This is a genomic window from Cryobacterium sp. Y82 (genome assembly GCF_002929495.1).
GTDB classification, from domain to species: Bacteria; Actinomycetota; Actinomycetes; order Actinomycetales; family Microbacteriaceae; genus Cryobacterium; species Cryobacterium serini.
This window is the reverse complement of record NZ_PJJJ01000016.1, coordinates 1-17,623: the sequence shown is the minus strand read 5'-3', so window position 1 is coordinate 17,623 and position 17,623 is coordinate 1. Positions and strand designations below refer to the sequence as shown.

The window sequence follows — 17,623 nt, the reverse complement described above, 5'->3', positions numbered from 1 at the left end:
CTGTTTCCGTCGACGGGGTGGCGGGATTCGTTCCAGGTGTAGTCGCCATTCGGGTTGATGTGCTCCCAATATCCTTTTCAGTTCATGGGGACTAAACCACGCGACTAGCCCAGTTGCGCCCGTACCGCGAGCGGAACCTTCTACGGGACGAGACGACTTCCGTTTCTCGTACCTTTGGTGGCCCGACCAGTCTCGTTATCGGCAACGCAACGACTCGAGACCAGAGGGACGGAGGGGATATTGCGCCGAGTCTGATCCTCTGCATTACCCAAAGCCGTCGGGATACCCCCGCCGCGATGGCTTGGGGCGACCCGCAAGGGAGAGCTCTATCCCGACAGATCGTCATCGGGCTGACCTCGATTACTCGATAGGGTGCGGAGATGGCATTGCATCCGATTGGCCTCGTCCCGCACGTCATCGCTGAGCTGCCATCTCTCCAGGGTGGATCGATGACCGTGGGTGACTACCTGCCTCGTGGGCACGCTTCATATGCGCGTGTGATGAATCCCATGCACGACGATAACGGTCAGCCCCTCGCCTGGTGGACCTTTGCTGCGGAGCAGTCCGAGGTGGACGCAACTACGAAGTGGACCGACCTCAACGTCGGCGCGCGGGAAGTAAATCGCACAATTGGGACCATCGAACCCGGCGTGGCCGCAACGCTCGCGCGGCTTCTCCGAGCACATACGTCCGCACCCACCGAGTGTTTCTTCCTCGTCTGGGAAGGGTACGCCGGGATGCGCGATGACCTACGAGACACGGCAAGCATTAAGATCCTGCCCGGTCGTAAAGTACTCATTCTCGCCGGCGACCTCGCCGATGGCGGGGAGCCCTTCGATGGGATGGCCGGCGGCAGAAGTGCTCAGTGGTGGATGCCCGCGGATGGTGTGTGGGCAGTCGGTAACGACCTCTACGGCGCGAGCGTCTATGTCTCAGGAACCGAAGAGCTGATCACCGCCATTCTTGCCGCCGACGACATCGAGGCATACCGTGCGACAGCATCGATGCAGATCGTCGCCGAAGAGTGGGCCTCTTAGCTCCCTGCGATCGCTGGCTCTGGGTCCGTTCCCGATAGGGGAACCCCCTATGGGACGGAAAGACTGACAGCGCCTCAGCCCACTCGTCGGACGATGATTCCAGAGCTGCCTCGGTGGATGCGATTTCGATCCGGAACTGGTTTTCGGTCGCCCCAGACTTGGCCTTCCTGCCTGCTCTCGATTGCGAAGTGCACCCACATCGTAGTTGTCACGTCCCGGGAGCGCGCGACTTCGGTAAATTCCAGCGACGGCACAACCCCGTCTTGCTCGGTGCAGAAGAGCCCATCGCCGGCCGTCGAGACACCGCCCAGCATCCGAAATCACCGTACGAGCCACGCGGCAACGCGGTTGTTGAACCAGTCAGCGCGTTGCAGCGGAATCCGTGTCCGCAATCATCGACTATTTCCAAAACGCTCTCGGGCAGAGCCGCGTGAATCGCGGCTGCGGAGTCACGCATCAATGCGCGCTCGCGTCGCCCAGCCAGCACGAGTGCCTGACCCCGGAAGTTCGACCATGATTTCGGCACCTGAAAACGCATGTTGTTTCCGACAGCAGCCAACAGCGTAGCTCTAGAAATTCGCGCGCTGGTCTCTAAATATTCGTCCATAAGCTCCGGGGGCACAAACAATTCTCGAGCCTGGAGCCGGGCGAACCGGTGATTTCGTGCCAAGGGTGCTGCGGCGCCCAGAACGCGAAGAGTCACTTTAGTGAAGGTCATCGTTTGTGCCTGTGCGCTGACGATCATCGCACGATCAACGAGACCTGGGTACCTGGCTGCTAGCTCGATGGAGAGTTGGGCGCCCAAGGAGAACCCGATTACTGCTACGGGAGCGGACCTGTTGCGCTTCAGCACATGGCTGAGAGCAGCCACCGTTTCGACATGTGAACGGTACGGTTCCCCGGCACTCTGGCCGTGCCCAGGAAGATCCGGCACGAGCACTCGGTACCTCGATTCCAGGCTCCGGCGCAGAGAGGTCGACATCCACCCCGCGACCCCGCCGCCGTGTAAAAGAAGGACCGGCGGACCGTCGACAGGGCCGAACCTATTCACCTGCACCAGCGCAAGCCTCTCACCAGGGCCGTCTGAGGAAGGCACCGGGGCCGGGCATTCCCATCATGGATTGCTTTCCCGCTTCATCTCCGGCACTGCAGCATTGTCGTCTCGAAGCGTTGCTAGCAGGGCTGCTGGCGTTTCGGGATCGTCGAGACTGATCGCGAACTGCTTCTCTCTTTTTGTCGTCACAATCAGCCCAGGCCCCTTCCTCAAAATGACAGCGGATCGTCCGGGCATGATTCGATACCCCCACCCGCCCCACTCAGCGGGTCGAAGTTCGGCGGCCTCGACGACATCAATGGCGTCTAGGCGGATACGTTTCAACGGAATCCGAAAAATGGCCGAGACCACCCGCAGACCCCGCCAATCAGCAGTCACGCGCAACCGAACGAACGAGGCAACTAAAACAATGGCGACAGCCATCACGACTATGCCAACGATTTGGTCCAAAGCCCGCCCGGCGATGACCGCTGGCCCATAGATGACGGACCCGAGAATGATCAGTCCAATCGCCACCCAAAGAAACATGTTTCCCGTGATCGTTTGGGACCAAGCACCAACGGCACTGGGCGCGAAGTCGATTCGCTTCTCGACATCCGTCGCCTTCAGCCGGGGCCGTGGTGCGATTAGGAATGGGATGATCCCATAGCCAGCGGCGACGAAAGACACGATGACCCATGCCCCGAGGACAACTTCATACGGGTCGCCGACCTGCATCGTCAGCCCAGCGGAGAGCAACCATGTGGCGGCACCCATCCCGCCGAACACGCCGAGGAAGAAATAGGCACCTCGCCTGGCCCGCGCGCTGATTCCGGGCCAGACACTTATCGTGACTCCGGCGACGGCTGGCACGCCCGTCATCCCCAGGTTCAGGGCGAGCAGCGCTCCCACAGACATCGCGTCATCAGCCGGCCCTGCACCCGACCAATGCGAGGCGAGCTCAGCGGGAAGGCTATCTCGCCAGACCCACCACGAGATGATCACCACCAACACCGGTACACACAACGAGGCCGCGGCCAGAACCCTCCGAACTATCTCGGCACTCACGCTCTTGTTACTCATCTAATTCCACCCCTCTGGATCAATCGCAAAATATCTGACTGGGTCAACCCGAGCTTTCGCGCCTCGTGCATCAACTGAGCTGCCAGCTCGGTCACGTGAATAAGCCCGGCGCCAGCGTCCTTGCGCACGAACGCCCCACGCCCTTGACGCATCTCAATCACTTCGTCGTTTCGCAGCTCCGCATACGCACGCAACACCGTGTGCATGTTCACACGCAAAGACTTCGCCAGATCACGTGCTGGAGGAAGCCGTTCACCCGGTTTCAGGTCACCGCTCACCACCCCGGAACGCACCTGCACAGCAATCTGCTCCGCCAGCGATACCGACGAAGACGCATCCACCACGAACAACATGTTTGCAACGATACTAGAACAATCGAGTCTGATGAAATCTGACGACCCGAGCGCCCATGCATCCAATTGCCAACCTTCTACGCGACAACGCATCCGCCCGGGCGTCGCAGAGTGAGACTTGACGACGCTCCTGCCCGCTGATCAGATTGGCGGTCGGGAGATCAATGATCGAAAGCCACAAACCTACTCATCGGAGTAATTCCACCGAATCGAGTCGTTGGACTACGCAGGAATACAACCCTCCAGTCTCGACCAACGTGTATCACGGTCCACCGCCGGGCTCTCGTCCGTCTGGCTGTCATCACTGTGGCAGTGGCCGGTTGCTGGCTGCTCTATCCGGCAGGGATTGTCGGGAGCGACGCATCAGCCGGCTTCAGTCTCACCGCCTTAATGGCTGGATTGCTATGGGCGTGGACGCACGGCGTACGCGGCATCCAACATCCCGCGGATCATGCCGCCGAGGATGAATGTACTTGTAAAGATTGGAGACGCCACGACACCCCGAAAATTCTCTTTTCAAATAAACACCAACAGTCAACGGCTCCACCCAGTCTTGCTGGATGACAGCGTCCCAGTCCCGCAAGCGGAACCTCTTGCGGGACAGGTGATGGAAAGCCGATGAGGTGGCGGTCGTGAACGCCTGCACCTACTTCGTTTGGTTGGGGTGCTTCGTGAACACGTTGACGATCTTTACTGTTTTGTCATCAATGTAGAACCAGATGCGTGCCCCACCGGAGAGTTCGTATTGCCATTGATCGTGGGCGATGCCGTCGCGAACAATAGTTGCCAGTTGGCCCTTGAGCTGGTGGCACTTGGGGTCTGATTGGTTGGGGGCCTTCGTGAGTCGGTCCCAGGCATCCGCGGCAGAGCCTTTCTGCGTTGCGACGATATCGCGCCATCTAGCGGCAGCTTGATTCGAGGCGTGCTCGATCACGAATTCTGATGATTTGAGTGGCCGGGAAACGGAACCCTTCTTCGGAGGCACTAGAGGCGTGGCTTCGTAACCGCCACCGGTTCGCGCAGCCAATCGGGTTCATCCTGGCCCCAGCCGGCAGCGACCGCCTCTGCGGTGTTCTGCCAAGCCTTGATCTCGGTCAGTATCCGCCCGAGCTGATTGACGACGAAGGCACCGCGGGCAGTGTCGATGATGTCCCGTGCGCACGTTCTCTGATCCTGAACACTGAGAAGCTTGATCCACGGGAAGGGGCGCGCGAGGCGGTCCTCCAACGTGCCGTTGTCGTCCAGCGACACAGCGATCAGCTGCGCGGCGACCTCGAGGATCCGATCGTGGGCAGCAGCCTCCCGCTTCGTCGTAAGGATGAGGGATTCGCCATCACGCCGCGAGACTTCGACGGGCGCTTCCTCTGCGGCAGCGAACACTGCGGCCGAGTTGCGGGATAGCTCCGAGGATTGCACGACACGTTGCCCCGCCAGATTGAGTGTTGTCGTCATAAATCCATACTATTCCGAACATGTTCTGAATTCAATTCCGGCCAGAGATAATTGAGAGGCAGGCGTTCTACGTGAGCGACATCTTGGAGCCAGTGCTCCACTTGACACTCACGACGCCCCCAGACCTCGACACAGTGACCGCGTTCCCTCGCGTCGCTGACCTGACGCTCAGCGGACTCGATTCCCCCACATTGAGACTGTGGACGGCACGCGACGCCACAACCGGACGCATTGCTAGCACGGGCTACGAGCGCAGCGAGGTCAAACAACACGTTCTCATTCGCAGCGTAGCCGTCGCTCCAGCACTCCAAGGTCTCGGCGGGGGCCTCCAATTGGCGCGCTTCGCGCTCGACCGAGCCGCCGAATCCGGAGCAACTTGAGCATGGCTCTTCAGCCGACGCTCCGGCCCGTTCTAGCAAAAGGTTGGATTCGTCTCGGCGGACAGGAGCGAACTGGCGATCGCTCTCGCGCGTCAGGTGCGGCTCTTCACGGAATCCGGGCAGCTCCAACGCGAAGTGGCGTGAAGCCGACTTCTCTAGAGAGATCCGCCCAACGCAATCCCCAGCACGACCGTAAGGGGAACCTTCTGCGGGACTGTTGTCTTGGCTCAAGCGGAACAACTCGCCGCTGAGAAACGGTCTGCTCTTCCTGGCGCGCTGCTGAAAAGGGCAAGTCGTCCGGTGCGCATCATGCTCTTTTTCAGATACGGGGAATCTCAGGATCCAGACAATTCAAGAGGGTTGTTCTTGAGTTTGCGAACTAACCCGCCAGCGATGAGCCGAGCGGCGGCTGTCGCGGGTTTGCGGGAAGCTTGATCGGTCACACAAGACTCGAATTCCGCCGCGAGTCCGAGCCGCGGATACGCCGCTAGGACTTCCGACCGGAAGCTTTCGGGGAGGGCCTCCGATCGACTGCCGGAAATATCTAGACCCGTCGCAACTTCCAGCAAATAGCCCTCCAGATCCTGCTCCGGATCGACTTCGGGCCAGTTGTGCCGAACGATCACCTCAAGAGCCCGAGTGCGACGACTCGCCTCCCAGCCTGCCCCGGCCGTGAGAGCCCAGGCGACGTGGCCAGCGGCAAGCTCATACGAGAGCGTGTCGTTGTCGAACTCGACAGCCAGTCCGACATCGTGCAGGACAGCAGAGACATAAAGCAGTTCCGCGTCGAACCCTTCTCGCATCTCAAGCGAAGCGAACCCGACTGCCCAGTACCAGGACCGGATGCTGTGGTTAAGAAGCGCCCCCGGCACGTACTCCGTCGCAACCTCCAGCGCGGCACGCGCCGCCACCGAGCCAGATACAACAAAGTCGACCATCTTCATAGCCCAATGCTATCCGGCCACTCGTCTAGCACTACGACGTGCCGACCTTGTGCCGAAGTGTCGTATCCGCCGAACCTCCAGCACGCCGGCGATCCGGCCCACTGGTTGAGGCGATCAAGATCTTCGTCGAGACGTCGGAACCCTACGAGGAGGGGTGCTTACCACCGCGCTAGAAAATCCCCGCCAAGATGACGTTCTCGGTCTGGTGCAGCCGAATGATGATTTCGCCCTAAGCCTGTACCCCACCGAGAGTTATCACGGCCTCGACATTGTTGCTCTCGAGCGACCTGATGTCGTGTTTTATGTTGCTCGTGACAATGGTCTGGCCCTCAGAACGACTGCGATTGTCGATCGCGGCGACAAGATAGGTGGGGTCAAGCGAATGTTCGTGACCGATGCTGCTCGGGGTGCTGGAGTTGGCCGGGCGTTGCTCGAAACTGTTGAAGCGTTCGCTCACACGGTGAATATCTCGCTTATTCAGCTCGAAACAGGGCTTCCTCCGACTGCTGCAATCGCTCTGTACAAGCGATCGGGCTACGAGCATATTCCTCGATTCGGCAAGTATGTAGATGACCCAACGAGCTACTGCATGGAAAAACGAATTCAGAAGCAGCCCACACCGACCCGTTAGACGAACGGTGAGCGCGACAGCGACGAGCGCAACGAGCGTCGACACGACACGACACGACACGACATCGCCACCGCTAGGAAGCCGAGGGTTCGCGCGACGCTCCGAGTTCAGTCAATGAGATCGTTCGCACGAAGCATTGCAGTGGCCGGTCATGTGCTGCGGATGAAGGAGACGATGGAGTCGAATCGTGCGGCGCGCAGGTCCGTGTCGCGGATCCAGATCTCAAGTCTTCCACCATCGCCAAAAACCGTGTCGAAGCTGTGATCGCCGGTGATGTTCAACAGCAGTACGTGATGGTTGTCGGCGGCGAGCGGGAGCTCTCTGTGGAGGAGGTCGACATCTTCGTCGGGCAGGTCGAAGTCGTAGCTCTGCATCCCGAACAGACGAGTCACTGGCAGTTCAGTTGCCGAAAACGGGTCGGTGGCCGACTCGTACTGCACGGTGTGGCAGCCACCGCGTGCCCCAATGTCGGCGATCCGTTGCAGATCCACAACGGTCTCCGCGGAGCGGTCGGTGCTGATGGGTCCGTTTCTGAAGCCGAGGCCGCAGCTCACACTGGTACGCGAGGGCGGGTAGACCGCACATTCCGCGTCCATATCGACCGGTAGACGGCGGGCGAGGCTGGCTTCTGACAGATAACGCAGCGTCGCTCCACCACCGGGGACACCCGGGTCGGTGCGGGAGTCACCCGTCGTCGTGTGAAACACCTGGAGCAGCCCATCGGCCGGTGCGCCGTGACTCTCGAGTAGCCGCAGTAACGGCGGGTTCTCGGACTGGTCCTTCGGGATCCCGCGGAAGTCGATCTGTATGAGGAAGGCATCGTCGGGCGGTTGCACGTCGGAGACTTGTGTGGGCGCGCCGCCGATGCGGGACAGATTCCGGAAGGGCTCATCGGCTCCCACCGATCCTCGAGATCCCACGAGTAGATGTCTTCGAGGTCACCCGCTGCATTCTCGGCCAGATAGAGCGCCGGCGCCCCGACCAGCTCCTCCGCCGTCAACCTGACACGGGGGTCGTCCCACACCGTTTCGATATCCTCCGCGTGCCACACGACGAGTGGCGCGATCGCCTGGTAAACGAACTCCCGATCGATCGGATCGGTTATGTCCGGCACCGCGGCTCGCAGCCGGTCCACAAGGTCTGCTTCCCGAACCGCCTGATTTTCAGCCATGGAGAGGCGGTCCATGAGTCGGTTCCATTTGCCGGTGGGGATCGCCCCGATGTCGTTGCCCAATGCTCGCTTCTGTGCTTCGAGATCGAGCACTTTTTGCCACGCCGGCGCCTCTATGGAGCGGACGTCAAAGCTCCCGTTGCGTCCACGCTCCTTCGCTTCGCCCTCGACGGTATCTGTGGACGAATAGGCGTTCCCGTCTTCCATCTCAGTCTTGATTACCTCAGGTTCTAAGGAGTTCCTGAAGTAGACGACCACGATTTGGTGTCCGAGCTCTCGCTGAAGGTCTCCCGCTATGTAGAAACCTTCAACCAGAAAGTCGGTGATCTGTTCATCGCTTTCGACGACGTTGATGCCCTGCGCCCTCGGCGCCACTTTAGCTCCAACATCATTGAACCAGGCCTCGAGCCGTCGAAGCAGGGCAGGGCTGAGCCGTAACGTTCTCGGATCGATTTCGCCCGTCGGCGAACCTTCGGACATATCCCACAACGGCTGCCGCGCGGCCTCATGCGCTAGCAGAAGTATGTGAGCGTGTCGCTTGGCCATAAGACCCTCCGAGCGCAGTCAGGCAGAATCCGGGGTCCCGTGCATTCGGTGCTCGCGGGGTAGCAATGGTCTGATGCTATCGTCCGGCCAGAGCGACGCCCTTCATGTCAAGTACCCCACGATGCGGGGCATGTCCCAATCCCGAGAACCTTTGGCGGCGCCAAATTACTGTTGGAATAGAGCGCCCGTAAACGAACCCCCTACCGGACGCGTGGACCTCGGGTCAGTAGTGTTCGCGGGCTTGCAGGATGATGATGTGGTCGTCCGTGACGTAATAGACCAGGCGGTTCGTGTCGTCGATGCGGCGGGACCACGCGCCGGAGAGGATGTGCTTGAGGGCCTCGGGTTTGCCTATGCCCGCGAACGGATCACGCAGTGCGTCGGTAATTAGCTGGTTGATTCGCTTGAGAGTTTTACGGTCCTGAGTCTGCCAGTAGACGTAGTCCTCCCACCCATTCGGGTCGAAGGCGATCGTTCGACTCACGCGTCGAAGAGGTCGCGCTGCTCGAACTCGCCGCGCCGGGCCCGCTCGATCGCGGTGAGCAATCGCTCGGCATTGGCAGGGTTCCTCAGCAGGTAGGCCGTCTCCGTCATTGCGTCGTAGTCTTCTTTCGACAGGATGACCGCGTTTCCGTGCCGGGATACGACCTCGACAGCGATGTGGTCGTCATTGACCTGCTGGATGAGCCCGAATAGGTTCTTGCGTGCTTCCGTCGCGGTGATCGCTGACATGATCGCCTCCTATTAGTAGTACTTGATAGCGTACCGCTGTAGGGTGCGGTGAGGAAGTGCTCTGCGCCGCACGGGGAACAACCCGCACCGGGACAGGCAGGTTTCGCGTCTGTTGCGTGTGGGGCTCATTGAGCAGCCGCTGACGCCGTTAGATCATTCCGTGGCGCGCCAGACTTTCGAGATACCAATTGAAACCAATATCATTCACGTCGCCAGTGACCATGGAATAGTAGTTTCGCTCGTCGGCTCCGGCTTCCCGGAAACCAGTCACCGCGACCAAGAATGTGCTGAGGTAGTCGGACATTCCATATACCTTGGCTCCGGTCACCTGACCACCTTCACGTTCAAGAACAACCGACGTGCGCTGCCCCAGGGCGTGCTGAATCGTCAGCAAGTTGTAGGCCAGCCAGGACGCGTTCGGCAGAGCTGATCGCACCGTTGCGGCACCCGAGCGCCGATCCTGATCCAGGAACAGGCTTTTCCAATAGTCCTCGTAGGCCTCAGGGCCGCAGTCTTTCATCGCTTTCTCGTCTGCGCTGTACAGGCGTTGAAGTACATCAGGATGAGTGATTGTGTACAGCTTGTAGATCAGGTCTTCACGGACCTCTTCATCATTGCGGTAGTCCGCACTGGAAATCGCTGCCAACGGGATCTCATAGGCCCGAAATTCCTTTTCCAGCCAACCTTCAACGGCCTCCGTTGTCCACGCTCGCGGATCGGTTTTCTCCCAGCGCTCAAACAGACTTGTCACTGTGTCGCTCCGTCTCATTCCATCGACAGGTCCACGATATCGGGTGGCCCAGCCGGATGTTTAGACCGCCGCGAGAGGATGTGTCGATGCCGCTGGCCCCCATCGTCGTGGACGGGTGCACTGGCGCCGAAACTGTCCGTTTCACCAACCCCCTGCGGGGCGAGCCGGGAGGGAGCCAGGGGACGTGCTTGGAGCGCTAACTTGCAAAACTCGAAGCGCGGTCGAGCCCCCGTAACGATCGCCTACCGTCTCCGTGTGGGGCTAGTCTTCGCCCATAGAATGTGACCATGAGTCCGAATCGACCGGCGCTGATCGCGATCGCGATTGCCGTAGCAGTCGGCATGTGTGGGTGCACGACGGAGCCGTCGAAAGTAACTCCGGCAGGCGCTGCAACAACCGCATATCCGGGCGCGCCGACACCTCTGCCGAGTGGTCTGGTCGACCCTTTTGCGGGCTACGCAACAGTCGTCGGCGGGCGGCTGGCGATTGTCTTGTCCGGCAGCTCGAGTTGTCCGCCGAACGCGGACTCAGCGGATCTGGCGACGATGACGTTCGAATTCTCGGTCGATACGGAAGGCCCATGCACGGATGATTTGGCCCCCAGGACGTTCGAGTTCGACGTGCCATCAACCGAGAATCTGCCGACGTTCATCACAATAAACTTCACGTCCGGCGAAACGTCCAGCTCTCAACTGCCGGTTCTGCGGTAAGCATCAATCGAGCACGGCCGTGCCGGCAACCAACCAACACTTTCTCACGGCGTGACCGCAGGAGATTGTCGAGACTCACGATGCTGCGCGCTATGGCGGCAAAAGGCCACCATTTGCCGCTGCGATTCACAGCGAACTCTATTGCAGTTCCTTCTTACCTACGCCTTGTTCGTGGATTCGCAAGGGTGGATTCGCAAGGGAAGGAACAATGCCTTAAGAGAGATGATCGAGCGGACCCGATCTGACAATATGACGGAATGAACCACATCCTTCTGCCGGCCGCTATCGCTGTGCTCGTCGTTGGAGCGGTCGGGAGTTGCACTGGGTGGGTTCCTATCCAACTACTTTGAGTCGGTGCCTCTAATTGTGGGCAGATGGGTCCTCTCGACAGGTTTGGGGCTGCTCGCCCTCGGTGTACTGCTCTACGCCTGGCCAATGTTCTTAGGCTTCTCCGCCCAGCCGGCATAAGCTGAGCCGCTCAGCCGGTGCAACTGCGAAGGTCCCACAAGCCGGACGTCCAGCGGGCGCGTTCAAACGTGATTCAGCTCAAGTCGCTTCGCGGAGCATGTTGCCCGTAAGCCGAACGCTGACCGGGACAAGTCCGGTTCCCGGTGCAGGATCGGGTACTGAGACTGGCGAACGGCTAGAGTCCGATCACGGAGTAACGGCGTTCAATGCCTGAGGTAGCTCGACCCCACTCGCTGCTGGCGACACGTTCCTGGTGAGCCTTGAAGGCGGCTGCGTGCTCAAAGCGCTCCTCAACCATCCACACCAGCGGATCGCTCGTCGGGGTGACGTTAAACGAACGGCATCCCGGTTCGGCGCGGGTCAGGGCAAGGTGCACTGGCAGGTGATCCCGGACAGTGTTCGCCTGGTCCTGGGTGTGGCAGACAAGCTGCCCGCTCAGGCACACTGCGCTGTCGAGGAGCTTCTTTTTCATCTTGTAATTGGTCAGCGACACGCCGCCCATCACCGGGTGCTGTTCTACCTCGACGGTGAATCCGTGGCGCTCAAAGAAGGGACGGGCTGTGATGCTGACGTCGGCTATCAGTTCTGTCAGCTGCGCCTGACGCGCGTGGACCTCAACGCGTCCGATCAGTTGTCGTGCTAGCCCTTGTCGCTGGTATCGAGGGGCAACGAACAGCATGTCGATATACCCAGCAGGGTTCACGTCGGAGAAGCCTGCTGGTGCACCATCCACGGTGGCCACGTAACTGTTCCGCTCTTGCATCGACGCATGCCAGGTGGGCAGATCTCGCTCTTCTGGCCGCGCCCAGGCCTGAATCTGCTCCGGCGAGTAGTCGGCGGCAGCGGTCTCGGTCACCGCAGCAAGGAATATTGCCAATGTGTCTGCGGCATCCGCTTGACCATAGGGGCGGATGACAACTGCTTGCGCATCGGTGCTCTGGTTCAATTCCACAGAACTAGCATCTCACCGTGACTGGCCCGACCGCGCGGCACATACGGTGTCCTGATAGCCGAACCCTCAACGGGACGCCACGAGAACCCGTCTGTTCGCGCGCGAGCTGAGTCAACATGAAAGAAGGGTGACCGGGTTGCGAAACTAGGGGTCAGAAACCCCGACCGGGGAGCATTACGGCCTGACTCAATCCGAACGCGCAACGGGCCAGTATCTCGACTTGGCCGGCGGTGAGTTCGCCCACATTGTGGCCGCCGGTCTCGGCGCGGAGGGTACTGTGCTCGGTGCCGTCCACGATCGCATCGGCGTGAACCCGGAACCAAGGATGGCCCCCAACACAAATATCCGGTGGCGCCACAACATGCTACCTACACCTTCGATCAGTGGCCCCGAAGGTCAATAACACCTGCCCCCAAGAGAGCGAATATTCAAATATTGGCGCAGCAGCCCGTTGGTGTTTTCGTTGGTGCCCCGCTGCCACGGCGAATGCGGATCACAGAAGTAGATAGCTATCGTGGTGGCCAGCGTGATCTGCCGGTGCTGGGCCAGCTCGGTTCCCTGATCCCACGTCAGAGTCTTAACCAAGTGCTCGGGGAGGGTCTTGATGGCGGCCAACAGCCCATCGCGAGCCATGATCAGCGAGCGACCGGCGGAGGTGGCGGACCGCGCCGTGCCTGGGCATTAGGAAGGGGATCTGATCTTGGATCACACTGCCGGTCGCCGATCGCTACGTTGGTGGAGCGTCAGACACGGTTCACGATGCTGGTCCACTTCCCCGGTGGCCACGGCGCGATTACGGTTCGTGATGGGGCGTGCAGACTCCCCGTATCCCCCCTGTGCGCGCTCTTCTGTTGCGCGTCGTCGGCGCATGCCCCGGCCGGGTAGGCCGGACCGTAGACTCACACTGTACGAGCTGGCGCTTGGCAGAGTCGCCAAGCACAGCCGTGACCGAAGGAGGGTGTGCTCTTGCGTCGAACTGGTCGCTTCCCTAGGGCGTGGACATTAGCCGTGGCTGCATCTATGGCGTCCGTCTGCGTATCTCTCGCTGGATGCGCATCGATGACGGGCGCGAATGCGGCGAGCCTGGATTCGATCGCCGAGCTCGCGAGAGCTGTTGGTATCGCTCCTGAACTCGTGTACACGACTGAGGTGGACGGCTACGATCTCGCACCGCAGTCGGTCGGGCCGGGTGCTGCAGACGGGATGTCGGCTACCTGGTTCAACAGCAGCACGGGTGCGATGCTGACCATCCGTAGCGATTCCGGTGAACTCACGGAAGCGTCGTGTGCTGCGACACCCCTTGGGGATGCGCCCGGCGGAGCGGTGACGTGTGCCAATGAGGATGGCGTCTGGCATCGGTCGGCTGGAGGCATCCACGAGTACGTCGCGGTGCGAGACGGTGCGCTGATCTGGGTATCCGGAATGAACGACGCGTCGCCAGCGGATCTTCTGACAGCCGCGAAGAAAGTGCACGTGCCATCGGATGCGGAACTCGAACTGCTCTTCTCCGACGTTCCCAAGACTCCGGGCGAACCGGTGGAGCGCGGAGACCTACCTGAGGATGGCGACGGTGCGCCGATCGATCCGACCGGGCCGGGTGGTTAGTTCCACTCCGCCGAATGCGGCCGCTTGCCGGGCCGCTCCTCAAATCTCTAGCCCTAATCCTCGTGGCCGGCGAGGCGCCGTCTGAGCTCTAAGTTCTCACCCTGCGCCTTGGCCAGCGCGAGTTGGACCTGGCTCAGTTCCCTCCGGTAGGCCTCGCGCTCGGATTTCAGCCGGGCCGAAAGACCGCACGGCAACGGACGTGCTGGGGCGCTCGTCCGCTCCCGGCTCGGTTACGCGGAGGAGGTGTCTGCTTCGAAGCTGTTCGATACCGGCGTCACCCCTGATGACACCCGACCAAACCAGCGCCGCCCTCGGCATCAAGCGGTACGTTCACCTTACGGTGAACCGCGACAGTCGGCATCGCTTGTCGGCGCTCTTTGAAAAGTACACCGCGGGCGTTATTGTCCTGCTTCTCGAATACCAGATGACCCCATGGGCGCGGAGTGTCAGATGGGAACCCTGGGCGGGCGGTGCTGAGGACGAAGTAGTTTTCGATCAGCCATGCACGAGGGCGCGCACTTCTATCGGTGCGAACCTCGCCTCGACGAATCGACCGGCGAGTTCGGCGGCTCGCTCAAGATGACCGCACTCGATCAGGTAGTAGCCACCGACAAAGTCCTGGCCTTCCGTGAATGGGCCATCGGTGCGGGTCGTCGCTCCTTCGTGTGTGCGGACGACCGTTGCCTCGACCACGCTCAACTCGCTGTTGTCGATGAGCGCTCCCTCGGCCGTGAGCTCTTTCTGGGTGTCGTCGTGAACCTTTCGGAACTCCTCCCGATCAGGACCTTCGATGGCTGCTATCGTGTTGGCATCGTTGTAAAGCGTCAGCAGGAAATATCAATGGACCTCTCCTTCGATACGGTGGCTTATCTCAACGTGCATGGATGTCATTTCGACGATGTGACGAACGCGGCAAGTTCGACGGCCATCGGCCCGGGCTCCCACGAGTGGTTGGCGCCTGCCATCCGCTTCTGTGTCGCACCGGGTATCGCCGCGACGATCGCGTCGGCCGCCGTGATCATCACCGGGAAAGTCTCCTCACCAATCAGCACCTCAACGGGAACCCTGATGCTGGCAAACAATTCTGGGAGCGGCGCAGACTCGGCCCACGCGAGCGATTCCCCGTCGGGGCGGAGGCTACCAACTTGGGCAACCAGGCCCGGCCACATCGGAGAGGTGCGCACACCGGCGAGGAACTCCGGCGGCATGTCTTTCATGTAGTGGATCAAGGCACCCTCAAGGTCACCTGCGGAGATTCGTCGGTCCACTTCGTCGGCCCACTCCCGCGCCTCGCCGTCCTGTGGCCCAAGCGGTGCCTCCCAGAGGACAAGTCCGTCGACCGGCAGGCCTGATACGGCAGCCGCCAAAGCGATCGAGCAGCCGGAGGAGTGCCCACACAATACAGCACTTCCGCCAGCGATTTCGAGAAGCGCCACAACAGCAGCAAGTTCCCGCTCGAGGTCGATCCGCCCGTCAACCATGCTTTCGCCGCGACCCAAGCGGTCATAGACGATCGTCGAGATGCCTAACTGTGCCGCCAACTCCGCGGTCGTCGTTGTTGACGGGTCGATGGCCCGGAAGGGTCCGGCTCCGGCAATAAAGATCAGCGCGGGACCGGATCCCCGTCGGTCGAAGGCGACCCGATCGCCCTCGGATGTTGTTACGAATTCACTCATGCGAATGTTCCTTGTCTGTGTGTGCCCTATCGGTTGTCATTGTCAGCTCAGTCGCTGTCGTAGGTGCACGATCACCTGATCACCCTCGTCTTTGCCGACGACTTTTCGCAGCTCAGCTTTGATCGGCACCATGTGCGTGCCAGCTCCCACAGGCAGCAGTGTCGCGTGAAAGGCATGACCGTCCATGGTGCCGGCTACCTTGACCGGCTTCCGGGTACCGAAGAACTCGCCTGAGTCCAGCATGACCACGATGGTCCAGCCGCTAGGACCGATATTCCTGCGAATCACAGCGCTGAACACAGCGTCGATGTGCCGGGAGGAATCTTCTGAAGCAATCACGATAGTCAATACTCCCTAAACCGCTGATCAGACTAGACCGTTCAGTACTATAGGCAAAGACTAGACTGTGTAGTACGCGAAATCAAGCAATACCCGACCCTGAATGGGATTGTCCATGGCACAGGCCACCGCACGGAACCTTGCGTCGGGTGCGCCCGAGGGTGGCCAACGATCGGCGCTTAAGCGTCAAGCGATCCTTGGCGCAGCGGAGGATGCATTCCTCAAGGGTGGCTACCTCGGTACAAACATGGACGAATTGGCCGCTCAGTCCGGGGTGTCGAAACAGACTGTCTATAAACACTTCGGCAGCAAAGAGGCGCTATTCGTCGAGCTAGTGACGACCATGACAAACGAGGCGGGTGACCGCGTGCACAACGAGGTCCCCGATCCTGCAGATGAGATGGAACTAGCGAACTATCTCCAGAGCTACGCCGAACGGCAGCTTGCCATCGTCATGACCCCGCGGCTGCTGCAGCTTCGGCGGCTCGTCATCGGCGAGGTCGGCAGGTTTCCCGCACTAGCAACGGCGCTCTACGAGAGCGGGCCACAGCGGGCAACGTCAGCACTCGCAATGGTTTTCGAGCGCCTGGCCGATCGCGGCCTGCTCGAGATTGACGACCCGTCCGTCACCGCATCACAGTTCAACTGGCTGATAATGTCCGCGCCGCTCAACGAGGCCATGCTGCTCGGTGATGCAGCTATACCGAACACAGCCCAGCTCCACAGTCACGTCGCCGAAGGCGTTCGGTTTTTCCTTGCCGCACACGGAAGACGATAAATTCGGATACACCCACCGGACTGCTTTCATCCAGCAAGAACAGCGGAGCTTTTCGCGTAGCCCTGCAGCCCGCAAGCCGGACCTTGAACGACACAGATTTTGGGCCAAGTCGCAGAGTCAAGGCTGGGCTCGCGCCTCGTTTCACAAGGGAACCTGATGCGGGACGCCGAGGGACCGTCGGGCCGGGCGCGTTCGTTCGGGAGCGAACAGGCTATTTATTTGACACCTGTCCGAGTCTCTGCGAGGTTGTAGAGCAGTTCGTAGTGCCGCAAAGATGGGGGAACACAACATGTCGAATACAAGATCGTCACGCTCGGATGTCCGACCACGACTCAGCATCGAAACGCGTCGAGGACCAATCCTCCTACTTGCGCTTGCAGTCGCCGCGACGTTTCTCACGGGGTGCAGTGCTACGGCCGCCGGCGACACGAATTCGCCGGGGAAGCCGCTTCAGCTGCGGCTCGTGATCTCCTCCGTTGACGGTCCATGCACCGCGCCGTCTCTGACCGCAGACGGCGCAGCCACCGCGTGCCGGAATTTGTCAAGGTGAATGAGGCCAGTGGGAGTTTAGGCGGCTAGTTCGAGCCCGTCATTCTCGGTGGGTTTGTCGGCTGGTTTGTTGATCCAAGCCGTCTCGGGAATGGACAGGATCTTTGGTGCGTGGTTGCTGCTGAATCGCTCGGGGAAGCGTTTCCGGGCCGCGTCCAGCGTCGATGCTCGTTCGATGGCTTTCGCTGCTGCGAGGCCGTAGTGGACGTCTGCTGGCGTGTTCAGGCCGATCCCGGAATGGCGATGTTCGTGGTTGTAGCCATCGACGAACGAGGCCATGAACGTTTTCGCGTCGGTGAGGGAGCCGAAGCGTTCGGGGAACGTCGGAGCGAATTTCAGGGTCTTGAACCATGCCTCGCTGTAGGGATTATCGTTACTTACCCGAGGCCTCGAATGCGACTTGGTAACCTCCAGATCAGACAGCAACGCCGCG

22 protein-coding genes and 2 pseudogenes are annotated in these 17,623 nt (G+C 60.6%); 8 read left to right on the top strand and 16 right to left on the bottom strand.

What is annotated here, in order from left to right; translation table 11 throughout:
- Positions 1-380: 380 nt before the first annotated feature.
- Positions 381-1,037, top strand: a complete 657-nt coding sequence (locus CXY70_RS00625) for a hypothetical protein (RefSeq protein WP_104190476.1) — start codon at positions 381-383, stop codon at positions 1,035-1,037.
- Between the two features lie 208 nt (positions 1,038-1,245).
- Here CXY70_RS00625 and CXY70_RS00620 read toward each other — a convergent pair whose 3' ends face one another.
- The 5 genes from CXY70_RS00620 to CXY70_RS00600 form a co-directional block, all read right to left on the bottom strand.
- Positions 1,246-2,019: an alpha/beta fold hydrolase gene (locus CXY70_RS00620; RefSeq protein WP_199183313.1), complete on the bottom strand. Its 774-nt coding sequence runs from the start codon at positions 2,017-2,019 to the stop codon at positions 1,246-1,248.
- Between the two features lie 132 nt (positions 2,020-2,151).
- Positions 2,152-3,153, bottom strand: coding sequence for a hypothetical protein (locus CXY70_RS00615; protein WP_104190475.1), 1,002 nt, complete (start codon positions 3,151-3,153; stop codon positions 2,152-2,154).
- On the bottom strand, positions 3,150-3,506 hold the full coding sequence (locus tag CXY70_RS00610) for a GntR family transcriptional regulator (protein WP_104190474.1): 357 nt from the start codon (positions 3,504-3,506) through the stop codon (positions 3,150-3,152). Before CXY70_RS00610 ends, CXY70_RS00615 begins: the two co-directional genes overlap by 4 nt.
- Positions 3,507-4,152: 646 nt before the next feature.
- On the bottom strand, positions 4,153-4,440 hold the full coding sequence (locus tag CXY70_RS00605) for a hypothetical protein (RefSeq protein ID WP_233205647.1): 288 nt from the start codon (positions 4,438-4,440) through the stop codon (positions 4,153-4,155).
- A gap of 50 nt (positions 4,441-4,490) precedes the next feature.
- A complete protein-coding gene (locus CXY70_RS00600) occupies positions 4,491-4,958 on the bottom strand; it encodes a prevent-host-death protein (RefSeq protein ID WP_104190472.1) in 468 nt (155 codons plus the stop codon).
- Between the two features lie 71 nt (positions 4,959-5,029).
- Here CXY70_RS00600 and CXY70_RS00595 point away from each other — a divergent pair, with 71 nt between their 5' ends.
- Positions 5,030-5,338, top strand: a complete 309-nt coding sequence (locus CXY70_RS00595; RefSeq protein WP_233205646.1) for a GNAT family N-acetyltransferase — start codon at positions 5,030-5,032, stop codon at positions 5,336-5,338.
- A 335-nt stretch (positions 5,339-5,673) separates the two neighbouring features.
- On the opposite strand, the gene CXY70_RS00590 is transcribed toward CXY70_RS00595, so the two are convergent.
- Positions 5,674-6,282, bottom strand: coding sequence for an HD domain-containing protein (locus CXY70_RS00590; protein WP_104190471.1), 609 nt, complete (start codon positions 6,280-6,282; stop codon positions 5,674-5,676).
- A gap of 154 nt (positions 6,283-6,436) precedes the next feature.
- Between CXY70_RS00590 and CXY70_RS00585 the strand changes: the two genes are divergently transcribed.
- Positions 6,437-6,913, top strand: a complete 477-nt coding sequence (locus CXY70_RS00585) for a GNAT family N-acetyltransferase (protein WP_104190470.1) — start codon at positions 6,437-6,439, stop codon at positions 6,911-6,913.
- A 149-nt stretch (positions 6,914-7,062) separates the two neighbouring features.
- On the opposite strand, the gene CXY70_RS00580 is transcribed toward CXY70_RS00585, so the two are convergent.
- On the bottom strand, positions 7,063-7,815 hold the full coding sequence (locus CXY70_RS00580) for a DUF1963 domain-containing protein (protein ID WP_158250863.1): 753 nt from the start codon (positions 7,813-7,815) through the stop codon (positions 7,063-7,065).
- A 533-nt stretch (positions 7,816-8,348) separates the two neighbouring features.
- Here CXY70_RS00580 and CXY70_RS17655 point away from each other — a divergent pair.
- On the top strand, positions 8,349-8,522 hold the full coding sequence (locus CXY70_RS17655) for a hypothetical protein (RefSeq protein ID WP_158250862.1): 174 nt from the start codon (positions 8,349-8,351) through the stop codon (positions 8,520-8,522).
- A 331-nt stretch (positions 8,523-8,853) separates the two neighbouring features.
- Here CXY70_RS17655 and CXY70_RS00570 read toward each other — a convergent pair whose 3' ends face one another.
- From CXY70_RS00570 to CXY70_RS00560, 3 genes are all read right to left on the bottom strand, one after another.
- Positions 8,854-9,114, bottom strand: a complete 261-nt coding sequence (locus CXY70_RS00570) for a Txe/YoeB family addiction module toxin (RefSeq protein WP_104190467.1) — start codon at positions 9,112-9,114, stop codon at positions 8,854-8,856.
- On the bottom strand, positions 9,111-9,362 hold the full coding sequence (locus CXY70_RS00565) for a type II toxin-antitoxin system Phd/YefM family antitoxin (protein ID WP_104190466.1): 252 nt from the start codon (positions 9,360-9,362) through the stop codon (positions 9,111-9,113). The genes CXY70_RS00570 and CXY70_RS00565 overlap by 4 nt, the downstream gene beginning before the upstream one ends.
- Positions 9,363-9,510: 148 nt before the next feature.
- Positions 9,511-10,113: a hypothetical protein gene (locus CXY70_RS00560; protein WP_104190465.1), complete on the bottom strand. Its 603-nt coding sequence runs from the start codon at positions 10,111-10,113 to the stop codon at positions 9,511-9,513.
- Between the two features lie 287 nt (positions 10,114-10,400).
- On the opposite strand from CXY70_RS00560, the gene CXY70_RS17435 reads away from it, so the two are divergent.
- On the top strand, positions 10,401-10,823 hold the full coding sequence (locus CXY70_RS17435) for a hypothetical protein (RefSeq protein WP_146066008.1): 423 nt from the start codon (positions 10,401-10,403) through the stop codon (positions 10,821-10,823).
- Between the two features lie 643 nt (positions 10,824-11,466).
- Here CXY70_RS17435 and CXY70_RS18575 read toward each other — a convergent pair.
- Positions 11,467-12,237: a GNAT family N-acetyltransferase gene (locus tag CXY70_RS18575; RefSeq protein WP_104190499.1), complete on the bottom strand. Its 771-nt coding sequence runs from the start codon at positions 12,235-12,237 to the stop codon at positions 11,467-11,469.
- A gap of 438 nt (positions 12,238-12,675) precedes the next feature.
- Positions 12,676-12,861 (bottom strand): annotated as a pseudogene (locus CXY70_RS00545) (IS30 family transposase); the annotation flags it as partial.
- 16 nt (positions 12,862-12,877) lie between these two features.
- On the opposite strand from CXY70_RS00545, the pseudogene CXY70_RS00540 reads away from it, so the two are divergent.
- Positions 12,878-13,020, top strand: a pseudogene (locus tag CXY70_RS00540) (IS30 family transposase); the annotation flags it as partial.
- 282 nt (positions 13,021-13,302) lie between these two features.
- On the top strand, positions 13,303-13,848 hold the full coding sequence (locus CXY70_RS00535; RefSeq protein WP_233205645.1) for a hypothetical protein: 546 nt from the start codon (positions 13,303-13,305) through the stop codon (positions 13,846-13,848).
- Between the two features lie 495 nt (positions 13,849-14,343).
- Here CXY70_RS00535 and CXY70_RS00530 read toward each other — a convergent pair whose 3' ends face one another.
- Genes CXY70_RS00530 through CXY70_RS00520 form a run of 3 tightly spaced genes read right to left on the bottom strand, consistent with a single transcriptional unit; the run spans position 14,344 to position 15,863 of the window.
- Positions 14,344-14,676 (bottom strand): YciI family protein, encoded by a 333-nt coding sequence (locus tag CXY70_RS00530; protein WP_255412000.1) that lies wholly within the window; start codon positions 14,674-14,676, stop codon positions 14,344-14,346.
- Between the two features lie 59 nt (positions 14,677-14,735).
- Entirely contained in the window at positions 14,736-15,524 is a 789-nt protein-coding gene (locus CXY70_RS00525; protein ID WP_104190461.1) for an alpha/beta fold hydrolase, read from the bottom strand.
- Positions 15,525-15,566: 42 nt separating this feature from the next.
- Positions 15,567-15,863 carry a DUF1905 domain-containing protein gene (locus tag CXY70_RS00520; RefSeq protein ID WP_233201721.1) on the bottom strand — a complete coding sequence of 99 codons (297 nt, stop codon included), beginning with the start codon at positions 15,861-15,863 and terminating at the stop codon, positions 15,567-15,569.
- A 115-nt stretch (positions 15,864-15,978) separates the two neighbouring features.
- Between CXY70_RS00520 and CXY70_RS00515 the strand changes: the two genes are divergently transcribed.
- Positions 15,979-16,641: a TetR/AcrR family transcriptional regulator gene (locus CXY70_RS00515; protein ID WP_104190460.1), complete on the top strand. Its 663-nt coding sequence runs from the start codon at positions 15,979-15,981 to the stop codon at positions 16,639-16,641.
- Between the two features lie 567 nt (positions 16,642-17,208).
- Here the strand turns inward: CXY70_RS00515 and CXY70_RS00510 are convergent.
- Positions 17,209-17,623, bottom strand: a 415-nt coding sequence (locus CXY70_RS00510; RefSeq protein ID WP_146066007.1) for an integrase core domain-containing protein, incomplete at its 5' end; no start/stop codon positions are given.

Excerpts from the sequence above, each read along its gene's own strand:
- CXY70_RS00625 (WP_104190476.1), top strand. The coding sequence starts at position 381 with ATGGCATTGCATCCGATTGGCCTCGTCCCGCACGTCATCGCTGAGCTG.
- CXY70_RS00620 (WP_199183313.1), bottom strand. The coding sequence starts at position 2,019 with ATGTCGACCTCTCTGCGCCGGAGCCTGGAATCGAGGTACCGAGTGCTC.
- CXY70_RS00615 (WP_104190475.1), bottom strand. The coding sequence starts at position 3,153 with ATGAGTAACAAGAGCGTGAGTGCCGAGATAGTTCGGAGGGTTCTGGCC.
- CXY70_RS00610 (WP_104190474.1), bottom strand. The coding sequence starts at position 3,506 with ATGTTGTTCGTGGTGGATGCGTCTTCGTCGGTATCGCTGGCGGAGCAG.
- CXY70_RS00600 (WP_104190472.1), bottom strand. The coding sequence starts at position 4,958 with ATGACGACAACACTCAATCTGGCGGGGCAACGTGTCGTGCAATCCTCG.
- CXY70_RS00590 (WP_104190471.1), bottom strand. The coding sequence starts at position 6,282 with ATGAAGATGGTCGACTTTGTTGTATCTGGCTCGGTGGCGGCGCGTGCC.
- CXY70_RS00565 (WP_104190466.1), bottom strand. The coding sequence starts at position 9,362 with ATGTCAGCGATCACCGCGACGGAAGCACGCAAGAACCTATTCGGGCTC.
- CXY70_RS17435 (WP_146066008.1), top strand. The coding sequence starts at position 10,401 with ATGAGTCCGAATCGACCGGCGCTGATCGCGATCGCGATTGCCGTAGCA.
- CXY70_RS00535 (WP_233205645.1), top strand. The coding sequence starts at position 13,303 with ATGACGGGCGCGAATGCGGCGAGCCTGGATTCGATCGCCGAGCTCGCG.
- CXY70_RS00525 (WP_104190461.1), bottom strand. The coding sequence starts at position 15,524 with ATGAGTGAATTCGTAACAACATCCGAGGGCGATCGGGTCGCCTTCGAC.
- CXY70_RS00515 (WP_104190460.1), top strand. The coding sequence starts at position 15,979 with ATGGCACAGGCCACCGCACGGAACCTTGCGTCGGGTGCGCCCGAGGGT.